General features: G+C 26.9%; 15 protein-coding genes. 2 read left to right on the top strand and 13 right to left on the bottom strand.

The window, feature by feature from the left end; genetic code table 11:
* Positions 1-6: 6 nt before the first annotated feature.
* From JJC02_07985 to asnB, 4 genes are all read right to left on the bottom strand, one after another.
* Entirely contained in the window at positions 7-585 is a 579-nt protein-coding gene (locus tag JJC02_07985) for a TerD family protein (GenBank protein ID UDN56080.1), read from the bottom strand.
* Between the two features lie 38 nt (positions 586-623).
* On the bottom strand, positions 624-1,202 hold the full coding sequence (locus tag JJC02_07980; GenBank protein UDN56079.1) for a TerD family protein: 579 nt from the start codon (positions 1,200-1,202) through the stop codon (positions 624-626).
* Between the two features lie 543 nt (positions 1,203-1,745).
* The gene (locus tag JJC02_07975) at positions 1,746-2,978 is read right to left on the bottom strand and encodes an IS256 family transposase (GenBank protein UDN56078.1); all 1,233 of its coding nucleotides are present in this window, start codon (positions 2,976-2,978) and stop codon (positions 1,746-1,748) included.
* Between the two features lie 267 nt (positions 2,979-3,245).
* A complete protein-coding gene (gene asnB, locus JJC02_07970) occupies positions 3,246-5,129 on the bottom strand; it encodes an asparagine synthase (glutamine-hydrolyzing) (protein UDN56077.1) in 1,884 nt (627 codons plus the stop codon).
* Between the two features lie 202 nt (positions 5,130-5,331).
* Here asnB and JJC02_07965 point away from each other — a divergent pair, with 202 nt between their 5' ends.
* Together JJC02_07965 and JJC02_07960 are read left to right on the top strand one after the other, a co-directional pair.
* Positions 5,332-6,006, top strand: coding sequence for a superoxide dismutase (locus tag JJC02_07965; GenBank protein UDN56403.1), 675 nt, complete (start codon positions 5,332-5,334; stop codon positions 6,004-6,006).
* A gap of 112 nt (positions 6,007-6,118) precedes the next feature.
* A complete protein-coding gene (locus JJC02_07960; protein UDN56076.1) occupies positions 6,119-6,655 on the top strand; it encodes a metal-dependent hydrolase in 537 nt (178 codons plus the stop codon).
* A gap of 363 nt (positions 6,656-7,018) precedes the next feature.
* Here the strand turns inward: JJC02_07960 and JJC02_07955 are convergent, their stop codons facing one another.
* The 9 genes from JJC02_07955 to JJC02_07915 all read right to left on the bottom strand — a co-directional run bounded on the left by JJC02_07955 (position 7,019) and on the right by JJC02_07915 (position 17,604).
* On the bottom strand, positions 7,019-7,639 hold the full coding sequence (locus JJC02_07955; protein UDN56075.1) for a TVP38/TMEM64 family protein: 621 nt from the start codon (positions 7,637-7,639) through the stop codon (positions 7,019-7,021).
* A gap of 210 nt (positions 7,640-7,849) precedes the next feature.
* Complete coding sequence (locus JJC02_07950) at positions 7,850-10,381, bottom strand: FAD-dependent oxidoreductase (protein UDN56074.1); 2,532 nt, start codon at positions 10,379-10,381, stop codon at positions 7,850-7,852.
* Between the two features lie 106 nt (positions 10,382-10,487).
* On the bottom strand, positions 10,488-11,105 hold the full coding sequence (locus JJC02_07945) for a PepSY domain-containing protein (protein UDN56073.1): 618 nt from the start codon (positions 11,103-11,105) through the stop codon (positions 10,488-10,490).
* 360 nt (positions 11,106-11,465) lie between these two features.
* Positions 11,466-12,350 carry a mechanosensitive ion channel gene (locus JJC02_07940; GenBank protein ID UDN56072.1) on the bottom strand — a complete coding sequence of 295 codons (885 nt, stop codon included), beginning with the start codon at positions 12,348-12,350 and terminating at the stop codon, positions 11,466-11,468.
* A gap of 188 nt (positions 12,351-12,538) precedes the next feature.
* Positions 12,539-13,789 carry an MFS transporter gene (locus tag JJC02_07935; protein UDN56071.1) on the bottom strand — a complete coding sequence of 417 codons (1,251 nt, stop codon included), beginning with the start codon at positions 13,787-13,789 and terminating at the stop codon, positions 12,539-12,541.
* 248 nt (positions 13,790-14,037) lie between these two features.
* Positions 14,038-14,796, bottom strand: a complete 759-nt coding sequence (locus JJC02_07930; GenBank protein UDN56070.1) for an ABC transporter permease — start codon at positions 14,794-14,796, stop codon at positions 14,038-14,040.
* Complete coding sequence (locus JJC02_07925; protein UDN56069.1) at positions 14,790-15,515, bottom strand: ABC transporter ATP-binding protein; 726 nt, start codon at positions 15,513-15,515, stop codon at positions 14,790-14,792. The genes JJC02_07930 and JJC02_07925 overlap by 7 nt, the downstream gene beginning before the upstream one ends.
* Before the next feature lies 1 nt (position 15,516).
* The gene (locus JJC02_07920; GenBank protein UDN56068.1) at positions 15,517-15,885 is read right to left on the bottom strand and encodes a GntR family transcriptional regulator; all 369 of its coding nucleotides are present in this window, start codon (positions 15,883-15,885) and stop codon (positions 15,517-15,519) included.
* Between the two features lie 171 nt (positions 15,886-16,056).
* Positions 16,057-17,604, bottom strand: a complete 1,548-nt coding sequence (locus JJC02_07915) for a bifunctional diguanylate cyclase/phosphodiesterase (protein ID UDN56067.1) — start codon at positions 17,602-17,604, stop codon at positions 16,057-16,059.
* Positions 17,605-17,966 lie beyond the last annotated feature (362 nt).

The raw sequence follows: 17,966 nt of genomic DNA, 5'->3' as shown, positions 1-17,966 counted from the left end.
CTTAAATTAAACATTTAAGCCATAATTTCTACAAAGTGCTTCTAAGCCACCTTCAAATCCTGCTCCAACTGCACTAAACTTCCATTCTCCATTGTATTTATATATCTCACATACCGTAATTGCAGTTTCTATACTAAATTCTTCGCCTAAGTCATATCTTAATATTTCTTCATCATTTTCAGAATTTAAAACTCTTACATATGAGTTGCTTACTTGTCCAAAATTTTGTCTTCTTTCAGCGGCTTCATATATTGTAACAGTTACAGCTATCTTTTGTATATGCTTTGGCATTACATCTAGATTCACTAATATTTCCTCATCATCTCCATCACCTTCACCAGTTCTATTATCACCTAAGTGTTCAACTGCTCCAGATGGATGTTTTAAGTTATTATAGAATATAAAATCTTCATCTTTTTCAACTCTTTGAGATTCTCCAACCATGAAAACACTTACATCTAAATCATAGTCATAGCCACTATCAAATGAATTTGTATCCCAGCCTAGTCCAAGTTTTATATTTTTAAGACCTGGATTTCCCTTAGTTAAATCTATTTTTTGTCCTTTTTTTAATACTATAGCCATGGAAAATATCCCCCTCTAGTTTATTATTATAGTTGAAATTATAAGTTTATTCCAAAGTTTCCACATAGTGCAGCAAGACCACCTTCAAAACCAGAACCTAGTGCATTAAACTTCCATTCTCCATTGTGCTTATATATTTCAGCTACTACTATAGCTGTTTCTATACTAAAATCTTCTCCTAATTCATACTTTATTAACTCTTCATTCGTATCTTTATCTACTATTCTTATATAAGAATTGCTTACTTGTCCAAAATTTTGTCTTCTCTCTGTTGCATCATGAATTGTAACAGTAAAAGAAATCTTGCTTATTTCTCCAGGAATCTTAGATAAATCAACAACTATTTGCTCATCATCTCCATCACCTTCACCAGTTCTGTTATCACCTAGATGTTCAACTGCTCCAGAAGTATGTTTTAAATTGTTGTAAAATACAAAGTCTCCATCATTAGTAACACTTCCACTTGCTCCTGTTAAAAATGCTGCTGTATCTAAATCAAAGTCAAATCCACCATCATACTTGTTAGTGTCCCATCCTAAACCTACTAAAATATTTTTAAGACCTGGATTTCCTTTAGTCAAATCAACCTTTTGGCCTTTTGATAATGTTATACCCATAATTTATCGCTCCCTTGTTAATTTTAGCTAAACAAATCTTGCTAATTATTTATCTTTTTCTTTAATCATATTATAACATTTTTTATTCATTTGTGAATAAAACTTACTTGATATTTTTAAAATATAATTAAAAAAATGTTTATATTTCTTACTTTTTACATAGATTTTACATACTTTATTAAATGTGTAAAAGCTATGTTTAATATGTAATTATATATCATTTATATAAACAAGTACATATTTTATTTTGAAACTACAAAATTATTGTACTATATTGTTTTAAGTTGTTTTATAATAGATTATATCATCTTAATTATAGAAGAAAAAATACGATTTGTACTATTAAACCATTATGGACAAAACTTAAGAGAATGTATATAGATTTGTGTAAATATATATTTTTGCTATTAAATATTACTGGAAATTTTCAATTCTAGTAATATTTTTTTATTATCAGGAAATACTAATAATGGTATTTTATACACATTTATTGTATGTTAAATTTAGGTTTTTATACACTAAATGTACCATTTTTCAAAAAAATTATATTATATAATTTTTAGGAATTCTATCTCCAAACATTATTGTAAGTTGACCTAATGTAGCTGACCAATTTTGATTTGGAGAGTTCCATTTCTCAATAATTTTCATAGTTGATAGGTATAATGATTTTCTAAGTGACTCATCTGTAGGAAATACTGTTCTGACTTTAGTATATTTTCTAAGTTGCCTATTAAAACCTTCCAGTGCATTTGTAGTATATATAATTCTTCTAATATCTTCTGGGTATGCAAAGAATGTTGATAAATTACTCCAATTATTATACCAAGAATCTATTACTACTGAATATTTTTGATACCATTTTTCCTTCAAGGAATCCAAGTTCAAGAGTGCTGTTTCTTCATTAAATGCCTTGTAAACTGATTTTAAATCTTTCATAAATTCTTTTTGGTCTTTTGATGCTATATATTTAAAACTATTTCTAATTTGATGAACTATACAGGTTTGTATACTTACATCTGGATATACCGTTTTTATTGCTTCTGGAAGTCCTTTTAGACCATCCATACAGGCAATCAATATATCTTCAAGCCCTCTATTTCTAAGGTCATTGCAGACTGATAACCAAAACTTAGCACCTTCGGCTTCACCTATCCAAATACCTAGAATATCTTTTTTTCCAGTCATATCTAAAGCCATACATATATATGCAGCTTTAGAAACTATTTTATTATCATCTCTTACCTTAAAATGCATAGCATCCATATATACAATTGGATAAACTGATTCTAAAGTTCTACTTTGCCATTCGGCGGCAGCCTCCACAACCTTGTCGGTTATTTTAGATATCATTGATGGTGATACATCTATTCCATACAGCTCTTCCATTTCTGATTGAATATCTCTTACACTCATGCCACATGCATAAAGACCAATTATTTTTTTATCTAGTTCATTACAAACCGTTTCATATTTTTTTACAACCTTCGGCTCAAACTCAGCATTTCTATCTCTTGGTATATCTAAATTTACCTCTCCAAAACTGCTACTTACATTTTTAGAACTATATCCATTTCGATAATTTTTATCACACATATCTTTTCTTTCATATTTATTTCTACCTAAATGCTCCTCCATTTCTGCATCTAATAGTTGCTGAATAACATCTTTGAATAGTTTTTGCATAAGGCCATTTTTCCCAACCACATCTTCCATTGTCTTGCATTTTTTAACTTCTGTTTGATAATCAACATCTGGAACAATTATATCTTTCATTTTCAAAACCTCCAAAATTTTTTATATGAATATTATTCCAAATTTACCAATTTTGTATACCAAAAAGACTATAGGTAAATTTGTTTTTACACAAATCTACTTACAGCCCCAAACTTAAATTTAGCTGTAGAAAGTAGTCTTGTCAAAATATTTGCTAATAATTTTATTGAAATAATAAACTAAGCAAGCACAATCTGGTTTATACCTATTTCAAAGAGAGCGAAAGCATTCTATGCTTTCGCCCTCTGTCTAATATTTAAAACAAGATTAATACTCAATATTTTTATGCTCAATAAATAATTGGTGCCATAGACAAAATGTAAATATAGTCCATATTTTTCTTGAATTATCTCTATGACCTTTAAGATGCATATCTAAAAGTTTTATTGCATATTTTTTATCTATAAATTCATCTACATTTGAATTAGAAATAGTTTCCTTCACAATATCCCCTAGAGAATCTTTTAACCAAACTCTTATTGGAGTTGGAAATCCTAATTTTTTTCTTTGAATAACATGTTCTGGGACTATTTCTCTAAACGCCTCTCTAAGTAAAACTTTTGTATTATTCTTATTTATTTTTTGCTCCATTCTTAAATTTTTTGCTACATCAAATACATCTTTATATAAAAATGGAACTCTAAGTTCAACCTTCTCAGCTGTAGAAAGTTTACTAATTTTTTGAAGTATATCTCCTTGAAGCCATGTATTCACATCTATGTGTTGCATTTTACTTATATAATCGTAATTATTTTTTTGTGCATCTCTATACAAATTAGACAGCAGATATTCATATATATTCTTTTCTCTATACTTAAAAAAGAATCTTTTTACTTCGCTGTTTTCAAAAACCTTTGCATTTCCTATATATCTTTTTTCTAATGGTGTTGTAGCTCTATAAAGATAGTTTCTCCCCTTGATGTTGGGCATAAGTTCTGAAACTCTTCCTAATATACTTCTAATATAAGTAGGTGAGTTTACAACTGATTTCATAGTATTATATTCTTTATATATATTATATCCTCCAAATAGTTCATCTGCTCCTTCTCCAGACAATGCTACTTTAACATGTTTACCTGCCTCTTTAATTAAGAAATAAAGACCTACTTCTGAAGGGTCTGCTATGGGGTCATCCAAAGAATAAATTACATTTGGTAATGCTTTTATATATTCATCTTGTGTTATATTAATCTGGATATTCTCTATACCTAACTTATCAGCCGTTTTCTTTGCTACTTCCAATTCACTATATCCCTTAACATTAAAACCTGCAGAAAAAGATTTTATATTTGGATTAATTTGTGAAGCTACAGTGGTTATAATAGATGAATCTATTCCGCCAGACAAGAATGTTCCAATTGCTTTGTTTTCTTTCATATGATTTCTTATTGAATCTACTACTACATTTCTTACATCTTCCTCACCCACATCTCTATTGCCTAAGTGATTTTTAGTATAAAAAAATTTTGTACTACTTCTAAATTCAAGTTTGTTATATCTCTTTAAAGATAGTATTCCATTTTCTACTCTAAAATAGTTACCTGCTGGTATCAGCCTTATTCCTTGTATCATAGTATCTTCAGGAAGTACATACTGAAATGAAAAATAACTTTGTAAGCTTCTTTCATTTATATTTAAATTTTTTATATATTCAAGTATAAACTTATACTCCGAGGAAAATATTATTGCTTTTTCCTTATTTATATAATAAAGTGGTTTTATTCCAAATAAGTCTCTTGCTCCAAATATACTTTCATTTTTTCTATCATAGATTATAAAGTTAAACATTCCTTTTATCTTATGTACACAATTCTTACCAAATTCCATATAAGATGCCAATAAGATTTCGCTATCATTGCCTGTAGTAAAATTGTGTCCTTTTTTAATCAATTCTTCTTTTATTTCATGACAATTATATATATTTCCATTAAAAACAATAACTTTTCCATCCTTTTCAAATGGTTTATTTCCATAAATAACATCAATTACATTAAATCTCTCAAAATCAAAAGTTTTTTCCTCATTTTTAAACTCTATTCTACTATCAAGTCTTATATAATTTGTATTATTTACCGATTCTTTTATTTTAAATTTAATATCTTCTTTTTTAGATATATCTCCTTTATAATAAATTGAAATATTGCCATCCATATCATCAAAATTCCTTCCTGTCTTTTAGTCTTATTCTATATTTCATAGTTTTGTCTTTAGATTTAAAACTTATTCAATTTAAAATGAAATTGCTATTAAATTCTTATAAATTATCTGCTAATATTTCATATTTTTTTTATTTCTAGAAATACTATATTAGGAGGTGATTTTTATGAAGAAAAAAATATTAATACCAGTTATTATGTCTTTATTTATAATTTCACAGTGCATAACTTCATTTGCTTTTACACCTGAAAACAATAAATTTAAGGTTAAACCATTACCTTATGCATATGATGCACTTGAACCTTATATAGATAAAGAAACCATGAAATTGCATCATGATAAGCACTATCAAGCTTATGTTGATAAATTAAATACTGCTCTTGAAAAATATCCTGAGCTTTATAACTATTCTTTATGTGAATTATTGCAAAATTTAGATTCTTTACCTAAAGATATTGCTACAACAGTAAGAAATAATGCAGGTGGAGCTTATAATCATAAATTCTTTTTTGATATAATGACACCTGAAAAAACTATACCTTCTGAGTCTTTAAAAGAAGCTATTGATAGAGACTTTGGTTCTTTTGAAAAATTTAAAGAAGAGTTCCAAAAGGCTGCTTTAGACGTCTTTGGTTCTGGTTGGGCTTGGCTTGTAGCTACTAAAGATGGCAAATTATCTATTGTGACTATTCCAAACCAAGACAGCCCTGTAAGTAAAAACCTAACTCCTATAATAGGTCTTGATGTTTGGGAACATGCTTACTATTTAAAATATCAAAATAGAAGAAATGAATACATTGCTAACTGGTTTAATGTAGTCAATTGGAATGGTGCTTTAGAAAATTATAAAAATTTAAAATGTCAAGATTAATTAAATATTAAAATCCTTTTGAAAAAAACTTATGTTTGCTATATAATATAATAAAAGATAGTCTAAATTTACCAGTATTATGTTTATAGTGACGATTCAGGAGGATTTTTATATGATAAAAGAAACACATGAAAGGGGAGGATATATATTTGCACTTTTGATACTCCCCTTTATAAACAATATATATCTAGTTAAATACGATATTGCATATAAAATAGTATTAATTATAATTTATATTTATTTTGCATATTTAGGTTCTTTGTTTCCAGATATAGATATGAGAGGTTCTTATATAAGTAAAAAATTTATATTAATCTACAAGTTATTTGGAAGTAGGTTTAGACATAGAGGATTTACTCATAGTCTAATTGCCTTATTAATTATTTGCGGTTTTTTTAAATCTCTGACAATCTTCACTAACAACAATATAGTTTTCTCATGTTTGTCTAGTGGATTTATAATAGGATATTTCTCTCACATTTGCCTTGACCTTATTACTAAAGAAGGTATTGAACTGTTTTTCCCCATTACTATAAACATTTCTCTACTCCCTATAAAAACTAGCTCAAAAACAGAAAAATTCATATCTAAACTCTTAAATTTCATTGTTATTTTTTTGATTGGATATCAATTTTATATTTTACTATAATCATATTTATAACTAATAATTGACATTATTTTAGAGTAAGTATAAATAAATCTTTTATATTTTATTCTTTGTGATAAATACATACTAGTTTCATTACTGTAACAAAGAATATATCTAGAGCAATATTTAATTATATTTATAAAAAGAGCAGTCAATCTATTTCAATCAACTGCTCTTTCCATTTAAAATTTAACCTTTTAATCCTCTAAATTGTCTTCCTATATCTTAAGTTACAATATTATAAATTTCACGTAAATCTGAACAATATTCTTATACTTTCTATGGTTCATTTGTATAAGTATATTAAATTTGCGATTTAGACATTAATTAATTAATTTAAGGCAATCTTTATTTTTTATCAAACTAAATTTTTCTATCATCTTTATCATTATGGTGTTTTTTATGATGAAATTCATAATTATGATTTTCAAGGTTTCTATTGACTCTATTTCCAATTTTCCATGATAAAAACACCAATAATATAAATGATGCTATCTTTAAAGGGCTTGTTATAAAGCCTTCTATATCACTTGCCACATAGCTTATCACTATAAACATTACAAATTTTCCTGCCAACATTGCTGGCACAAAATCTTTTACATCTTTTTTACCAAAAGCTGATGCTATAGTAACTAAACAACCAGGCATAAATGGACAGGCATATGCTATAAACAATAACTTAAATCCCTGTTTATCCATCCAACTTATTGCTTTTTCAGTTTTGCTATTTCTCAACTTGTTAAAAAGCCTGCTATCATTAAATCTGCTTATTAATAAAAATAATGAGGTTGTCCCAAGTCCTGAGCCAATCCATGATAACAAACATCCAAGCAATAAGCCTTGTATTGCAGCATTTGCTGTAACTATAGCAACAAGCGGTAGGGCTGGTATAAAGCTTTCTATAAATGCACTTAACAAACCAATTATTGTGGCTAATGCCCAATAATTTTGAGTCAAATCAAGTAATTCTTGTATATACTGCATATTGCTTTTCCCCTTTTTTAACTTTAACTATTATTATATACTCTATGTTTTTATTATATACGAATCTCAAAAAATGAATCTAATATTAAAAAGTAAATAATCTATATAAATTTACAGTTAAGGTATAATTATTTTATTATATATTATAACAAAAAAGTCTTAAAATATGAATTGTCATATTTTAAGACTTTTTGTTCTAGTATATTTAAATTATAGTATATCTGACTTCATAATATCCTCAAAATCACCTTTTTCAGATATTAATCTCATCAATTTCACAGTACAACTTAAATCATTTATAAGTATAGCTCCTACCAACGAACCTTCTCTTATAAATAATTTTTTATATATTCTTTTACCTTCATCTTTTGATGAAATTTCTTTATCAAAATTTTGTATATTACCAATACTAAATACTTTTACATTCATTGCATCTAATGAAACTGGATACACATCACTTTCAAATGTCAAATTATCTCCACTTGCATTTGCCCCTGCTATTTTTCCCATTTCTACTGAAGATGGCCATATTGCTAAACTAGTATTTTCTACTTGTGCAACATCTCCACAAGCATATATATCTCTAACATTTGTCTGTAATGTCTTATCTACAACAATACCTCTATCAATTTTTACAGATGTGTCTTGAACCATTTGAGTATTTGCTCTTACACCAATTGAAAATACTACCATATCACAATCGACACTATCTCCATCTTTAAATATAACTTTTTGAGCTTTTCCATCACCTTCAATACCATCGACTGCTACACCCAATCTTACATCTATACCTGTATCTCTTACACATTGTTCTAATATTTTACTACCTTCTTTATCAAGTTGTTTTGATAATATGCTATCCATTGCTTCAACTACTACTACTTCTAATCCTTTTAATCTAAATTCCCATGCAGCTTCAAGACCCAATAAACCTCCACCAATTACTACAACTTTCTTAGATTTTTTTAGCGCTTCTTTTACACTATATAAATCTTTTATATTTCTAAGAGTAAACACATTTTCTAAATCATGACCTTTAATTGGTGGTATAAAGTTTCTACTTCCTGTAGCTATTACAAGCTTATCAAATTTAATAGCTCCATCATTTACTATAATAGTTTTATTTACTTCATCTAACTTATCTACATTTGTTCCTAATATTACTACTATATTGTTTTTGTCATACCAAGCTTTATCTTCCATATAGAAATCCGAACCAAGTTCTTCATTTATACCATCAGAAAGTGCAGGTCTATAGTAAGTTAGCTCATCTTCATTAGAAATCATAGTTATCTTACAAGTTTTATTTCTTTTTCTTATAGCATCTGCTGCATAAAAACCAGCTGCTCCATTTCCTACTATTACAAAGTATTCATCAGTATCTTTTCTAAAAGTAACTTCATCTTCTTCAACTTCTATAAATTGGTCTTCCTTAGCTCCACACACAGGGCATACACTTGGAGCGCTATCCCCTTCAAATACTTCGTTACAAATTACACATTTAAATTTCTTAGTTTTCTTTTTACTTCCAAAAGTAGAATTTAACTTATCTAGGAATTTACCTGTATAAGAGTGTAATTTATCAATCTCTTCACTTGATGGTTTAAAGTTAATGGCAAAAGGTTTTACTGCTGTCATTCTAAGCTGATTTATCCTCTCCATGGCGTTTTCTATACCTTCTCCACTCCATCCATATGAACCAAAGACTGAAGCAACTTTTCCACCATGAAGAACTGGATTTAAGGATACTAATATGTCCCATATAGGCTTTAATGCGTCTCCTAATATTGTTGGTGTTCCAAATAATACACCTTGTGATACTGCTATTTTTGCTAAAATATCTTCTTGTTTATGCTCTATTACATCAAATAAATTTACTTTATAATTGCTATTTTTTTCAATATACGATTTTATAGCTTCTGCCATAATCTTTGTATATCCATGTGCAGAAACATAACAAATTGTAACTTCTTTTTCTAACTTTATTTGTTCATTTACACTCCAGTTGTAATAAAGGTCTATAATTTTTCTAGGATTTTCAGTTAATACTGGACCATGACCTGGACATATAGTGTCTATATCTAAATCTTTTATCTTTTCTATAGCAGTTACCATAGATGGCTTAAATGGTCCCATTATACAATCATAATAGTATCTCAAAGCATCTAAATAATCCTTTTCTTCATCTTCATCAAGTGTATTTACTATCTTATCATTGCTATAATGACTACCAAATGAATCACACGTTACAAGAGTTTTGTCCTCTTTTATATATGTGTATATAGTATCTGGCCAATGAAGCATAGGTACAGAGAAGAATTCTAAAGTTTTATCCCCAATTGATAATGTATCTCCATCTGTAACTGCAACATATTCAAAGTCTTTGTTTACGATTTCCTTAAGATATTTAATTGCAGTTTCTGAAGCCACTACTTTTGCATTTTTAGCTAAACCCAAAAGCTTTTCAACACTTCCTGCATGGTCTGGTTCAGTATGACTTACAACAATATAGTCTATTTTTTCAAAATCTATATTTAAATCATTTAATCTTTCAATATAATTGTCAAAATGCTTATCTTTAACTGTCTCAAATAAAACTGTTTTTTCTGTCCCTTTTAATACATATGAATTATAAGTAGTTCCATAAGGTGTATACATAATTATGTCAAATACTCTTAAATCAGGGTCAAGCGAACCTACCCAATATAAATTTTCTTTTATTTTTAGTGATTTCAATGACATACCGTACTCCTCCTAAAATAGTTATTTAATCTTTTTATACCCTGCTTGTTATATTTTAAACAAAATTTATTCAAAAAATAAATCTTTTAAAAGTAATTTAAAACTTCTAATCTTCTTTTTCTACTTCCAATATAGTTCCTTTTTTAGAGTCTACCTTTATGTCATATTCATTTTTATCTTTATCTATTCTTATTTTATAAAAAGTAACATCTAAATCTTTATCTAAGCTCCATTCTTTAACTATGCCATTTTGTTCTTTTAATGCAATTTCCATAGCTTGTTGAGGTGTTATTATGTCACTTAAATCTAATTTTTCTTTTCTTGCAACTCCATTTAAATCTTCTGAATCCAATTTTTCTGTTTTATCTTGCAGTACATCTTTTGTATTAGCATCTATTTTCATCTTATATTCATTATTATCATCTACACCTTCAACAGTGTAAACAAATTTATTTAAATCTCTTTCAAGACTTAAATCTACTATATCAGCATCCTTGTACTTATCTTTAAATATGTTTATTGCATCTGTGTATGGTACTTTAAAATCTTGTTCCATTAAATTTTCATTATTTTTTTCATCTTTTAAAGCACTATTTGAAGCATTTGTATCTTTTTTTGTATTATTTTGTACTTGTCCTGAACCCGTAGTTGGACTCCCACTACATGCAGTTAATAAACCTGCTATAAGTATACTTACCACTAATAAATACATTTTTTTACACATAAAAATCCTCCTTAAATAATTAATTTATTCTATATTATGTCCTCTAAACTCTTTATTTACCCTTTTATATTAAAAATTCCTCCTATTTTAGTAATTTTAAAATTTATATTTATTAAAATCAAAGTTACATAAAAAATAGTACTGTCTCAAAATAGAGATAATCTTCTTTTTCATTGTTAAAATAATAAAAATATATTTGATTTCATACAAAAAGAGTGCCTCATAAACTAAAAAGTTCATTTTGAGACACCTCCATTTTTTTATATTTTTACTTATAAAATAATAATACTTATTAATTTTTTAAAAATTTTATAAATATATCTATATGATATTCTTGAATTTAAACACCATATTAAACAATTAAATTTTGTTTAATTCTTTTAACGTTAAATCCATTTTAGGATATGGAATCGTAATTCCTTCTTCATCAAACCTAACTTTAACCTCTTCTAGTAAATCAAGATAAATTGTCCAATAATCTTCTGTCTTACACCAAACTCTAGCTGCAAATTTAATAGCATTATCTCCATGTTCTACTACTCCTATAAATGGTTCTGGTTCATTTATTATTAATTTATGATTATTAACAATATCTTTAAGTACTCTTCTAACATTAAGTATATCATCTTCATATCCTACACTAAATATTAAATCAACTCGTCTAGTATTTTTTGCTGAATAGTTTATTAGACTATCATTTGATACAGAACCATTAGGTATAAGTATCTGCTTATTATCTGGAGTAACCATTTGTGTATAAAAAAGGCCTATCTGTTCAACTGTTCCTCCATGACCTGCTGCTTCTATGTAATCTCCTACTTTAAAAGGTCTAATCAAAAGTATGATAAATCCTCCAGCAAAATTTGATAAACTACCTTGTAATGCCAAACCTATTGCTACCCCTGCTGATGCTATCACAGCAGCAAAACTAGATAAACTCATTCCCCAATATTCCAGAACAACGATTATAACAACAACTTTAAGCACACTTAAAAGAAGAGACTTCAAAAACCTCCTTAAAGTTAAATCAATATCTCTTTTATCAAGTAATAACATAACATGGTTTACAAATTTTTTTATTATTTTAAATCCAATAGAAAGTATAAGTATACCTATTATAAGTTTTACTCCGCTTGTAGTTGCCCATTCTAACAGGCTTTCCATTATACCTCCCATATCAATCTTATTAATATCTAGATTATTTAAATCTAACTTGCTTATATCATCTATTTTCGTCGTATCCATAAAAAACTCCTTACCTTATATTTTAGAACCAATATTATAGTTTAAAGTTCTTATTTTCTATTTAATATAATACAATACCATTTATATATAGTAAACAAGATTTATATTCCAATTATACATCTAAAATAAATATAACCCCTTTGTTATATGCAAAAATATAATACTAAATTAAACTAATTAATAAAGCACTATAGAGTCTTGAAATCGTCATTTTTTACCCCTATATGAGATGATACTATAGTTATAATACTTAGTACTATAAATACTACAAAACCTCTTTTATATCCATCAACTATATTGTATGAATTTACTTGCAAAGAGATGGCTATAATCAAATTAATAATGCCACTTCCTATAAATTCAAAAGTATTAATAACACTAGTTGCCAGTCCAGAATAAATTTCTTTATTTTTATACTTAGCATCGTTAAAAACCTGTAGATGTGACATAACTATACATCCCATAATAAAGAATGATATTGGCAAAACTATAATTGGTGGTTTTACTTGGTATACAACTACAATTACAATCCATATAAACAAATCTATTATTGCTCCATATTTTATTATATTAAACTTACTAGAACTTATTTTAGTAAATACAAAATCCATAATTATTGAACCAAATATAAATCCATATGTAAAAAATGATACTATAAATGCAGAAAAACCCTTACTCACACCATAAACATCCATTACGTATCTTACTCCCCACAAGCTTATAAATGCACTTGTAAGACCTACAAAAGACAACATTATCATTGAATTATACCATGTTGATTTATTCTTTATAACAGACCAAATTCCCTCAATAATATTAATCTTTTCTGACTCTTTATAAGGCTCAGTATCTACATTAAATCCATACTCTCTTGGTGTATCTCTAACAATAATATACATAAAACATCCAATTACAACACCAATTATACCTATTAATAAAAATGAATTCCTCCAACCAACAAGTTCAGACAAAAACACAAGTGGAAAAGTAGCAAGAACTCCTCCTAAATTCCCTACAAATGAGAATTTAGCTGTTGCAGAAGCAAATTCTGATTTATTAAACCATCTCCCTTGAATTTTTAAAATACAAAGTAATATTACTGATGTTCCTGCCCCTACAATTACACGAGAAATATATGCTAATTCTATATTTTGAATCAAGCCAAATAAAATTGAACCTAAACTTGCCATTATTATTCCAAGACTACTAATTTTTCTTGCTCCATATTTATCAATCAAAATTCCTGCAGGTATTTGCATAAATGCATATGCATATAGGCAAAAGGATGCTATATTTGAAATTTGTATGGAATTAAAACCTAACTCATTTGCTAAATTATCTGAAACAACAGCAGTTGACATCCTTAAAAATAAGACTAAAACAAATGAAAATGTAATTATCCCCCAAACACTCCACTTAGCCTTTGTATAACTTTTCATATTTTCTCCCTCAAATCTACATATTTTTAAGTTTTCTTGATATAACTCATAAAAGCCATATTTTGATACTACTTATATTAAGTATATAGTTATTTATTACAAATTTTAACATACAATCTCATTATACAACATGTGTACATATTTAACTAGAAATAAAGATTTATTCATATTATATATATGAATTAACTATATAAATAATAAGAGCCCTCTTTAAATATTACTCAAAAGGTGGCTCTCTATAAAAACATTTATTCTAAATTTAATTTTTTATCTAATATAAATTTTGTAGCGAAAAATAATATTACTACAACTGCAATACCTCCAAGAATTGTAATCATAAAATGAGGACTTTGATAAAGATGATAATACATATTTTCATTTGGCAAAATACTTCCAAGTGCATCTCCAACAATTGATATTACTATATTTATAGCTATAAAAGAAGCAAACGCCACTATATTTCTATGTTTATTAAATTTTGGTAATTGTCCCATTGAAAGTGATGTATATAGTAACAAAATAAATGACGAATATGAAATAAACATTACTGCTACTAATAATAAAATATCTAAAAAGTTTTCAGAAATCCATTTAAAACTAGTATTAAGCAACTCTAGAATTTCAGGTAAGAGAACTCCATAAGTACTAGAAATCATAAATACTCCAAAAGTTAATACTGCAACTATAAAACTAAGTACAGCATATATAAGTGCTGTTATGCATTTAGACAATATAAGTGAACTAGTGCTAACAGGAAGAGTGAACATTAAATAACCTTCATCCCCTAAAAGATTTTTTCTAAACCTTTGAATTGTAACTACAACAGTTAAAACTCCTAATGCCATAAAAAGGCTTGTTAATATCAGTATTAATATTCCCTGTATCTGAAATGTATTTGTATTCATAAATATTCCATTAAATACAGCTACTATCAATATAGCTATATATAATGGTATGAATATTCTTCCACTTGCTTTTAACTCATATTTTAATAATTTACCTAACATTTGAATTCCTCCCTAAATAATGCATCTATAGATTTTCCTTTTTCTTCTCTTATTGATTCAACATCTCCTTGTAACACTATTTCTCCTTTTGATATGAATATTACCTCGTCACATATATTTTCTATTTCACTTATTAAATGGGTAGCAATCAGCAAAGTACTATCTTCAGAATAATTTTTTAATACAGTTTTAAGTATATATGACCTTGCAGCTGGATCAACACCTCCAATAGGTTCATCCAATATATATATACTTGCATTTCTTGACATAACTAAGATAAGTTGAACTTTTTCTTTAGTTCCTTTAGACATTGTCTTTAATCTCTCATTTACATCAATATCCAAGCTTTTAATCATTTCATTTGCCCTTCTAACATCAAAATCACTATAAAAATCATAGAAAAACTTAAGTAAATCTGATACTTTCATCCAATCATTTAAATAAGTTCTTTCTGGTAAATATGAAACTATTTTTTTAGTCTCCGCAGACGGTTTAATTCCATTTATCATAATTTCACCATTATCAGGATGTAGTAATCCATTCATTAGCTTAATCATTGTACTTTTACCACTTCCATTAGGTCCTAACAAGCCAACTATTTTTCCTTTTGGTATATTTAAGTCAATATTCTTCAAAACATTCTTAGCTCCATAACTTTTGTTCACACCTTTAAATTCAACTATTCCATCTTGATAAACATTATTTGTATTTTTATCCATTTTATAATTCCCCTTTCAGATTTTCTGTAATAAGTTTTATCATTTCATCTTTATCATATCCAAGTTTTTCTAGAGTCTCTTTTAATGTATTTATCTCCACATTAGCTATTTCCTCTTTCATAGCTTTTATTTTTTCCTTATCATCTGTTACAAATCTTCCTTTAGTTCTCTGACTATAAACTAAACCTTGTCTTTCAAGTTCTGTTAGAGCCTTTTGCATTGTATTTGGATTGACTTCAGCATCTTCTGCGAGCGCTCTCACTGTTTCTAATTTAGAGCCTATTTTAATTTCCCCTGAAATTATTTTTAACTTTAGATGTTCTACTAATTGTATATATATAGGTTTATTATTATCAAGTTCCCACTCCATGTTCATACCTCCTCATTATATTATTGTATTAATAACTTAATACAATAATATAATAATACAAACTATATGTCAATTGCTTTTTAATAAAATCATAAAAAATTTTGCAAAAAAAAATGAACACTGCATTAGAATTCATTTTTAATATAATTTACTAAATTTTTATAAGACAAATTACTTACTCTTTTGTTGAATTAGACACAATAAATATTCAAATTCTTCAATTGGCATTGGCTTTCCAAACAAATATCCTTGTGCCATATCACATTTTACTTCCTTTAAAAGTTCAAACTGTTCTTCTGTCTCAACTCCTTCTGATATCACTTTCATACCTAATTCTTTTGCCATTTCTACTACTTTAGTAACAATTATTTTACTTCTTTTACTATTATAAGTTTCCATAATAAATTTTTGGTCAAGCTTTAAAATATCCATAGGAATTTCTTTTAACATATTTAATGATGAGTATCCTGAACCAAAATCATCCATAGATATTAAAAACCCTATTTTTTTTAAATTATCCATTATATCAATTAAAATATCAAAGTTATCAAATATAATACTCTCTGTTAATTCAAGTTCTATATACTTTGCAGGTATGTTGTATTTATCAATTATATTTTTATATGTTTCTATGAAATTATTACAATATAAATGTATTCTTGAAACATTAACTGAAATGGTCACTGGATTTATACCTGCATCAATCCATTTTCTAAGGTGCATACATACTTCTTCAAGCACATATAAATCTAAATTTATAACAAAACCGTTTTTTTCAAAAAATGGTATAAATTCATTTGGAGGTATTAATCCTTTATCAGGGCTTTTCCATCTAACAAGTGCTTCTGAACCTTGTATCTCTCCTGTATTAAGTTCTATCTTAGGTTGCAAATATACAATAAATTCTTTATTTTCTAGACTTGAAAACATTGTATTTTCCATTTCTTTTTCTTTTATCTCTTGGTCATGAATCTTATTATCATAAAATGCATATGAACTTTTATGTCCTCCTTTTGCCATTTTATGAGATATATTAGCTCTATCTATGATTGAGTTAATATCTTTATCTTCTGGAAGTATAAAATATATTCCACAACTTAAAACTAGCTTATACTTTTCCTCTTGCTTATCATTAAACAAGTCTAGTTCTCGAAATATAATCTTTAACCTATTTGTTATATCTTCCTCTTTTGTATATTTCATAATTATAATAAAATTATCCGCAGATATTCTTGCAAACATTTCTTCTTCAAATATATTATTCTTAATAATCTTTGTTAAATTACGCAAAATTTCATTTCCAACTTCATATCCAAATAAATTATTTATATATTTAAATTTATCAATATCTATATATAGTAAGGCATACTTTACTTGAGTATTTTTACATAATATTTTGTTAGCATCAATTACAAATTTATCTATAGTATTTGCTCCTGTAAGGTTATCTGTATATGCTATACTTTGCAATTTAATTCTAAAATTTAATTTATCATATATTATATAGAATATAAGTATTATACATATTATAGTCATAATAAATATTATCTGTAATGCATATTTGCTAATAAACTGATTATTATACACAATAGATTTAAAGTTAGTTGCGGAGTTGTTTTTGTAGAATTTGTGTAAAGAATAGATTGGTGTTGTATTTGCAATTTGTAAAATTATACAAATAAATAAAAAAAACATCAACTTTTTTTGTAAATTCCTCATAAAAATTTCCTCCCATTAAAACACCTCTATTTGATTATATTTTATTAGCAAACAAGTACATATCAAAAGTTTCCATTTCTTGTAAAATGGATAGTTTATATTTATTTTAATTTTGTAAAATTTCCTGCTACTATAATTATAGAATGTAGCATATTAGTTGTCTTAACTATTGATTTATATATTTCATATCGGTATAATAGAAAATAAATTGGATTATTTTGGCACATAATTATCTATTAAGAGGTGCTTATTTTTCTTTAAATTATATAAAAAATTTTATTTTTATATTATAATTTTACTATTTTCTTTTCAAAACTATCCATTTTACAAGAAATGACTACTTTTCCTTAAAACACAGTATT

This window comes from Clostridioides sp. ES-S-0054-01, assembly GCA_021561035.1.
Lineage (GTDB): Bacteria > Bacillota > Clostridia > Peptostreptococcales > Peptostreptococcaceae > Clostridioides.
The sequence above is the reverse complement of the archived record's forward strand: the minus strand, read 5'-3'. Positions and strand labels throughout refer to the sequence as shown.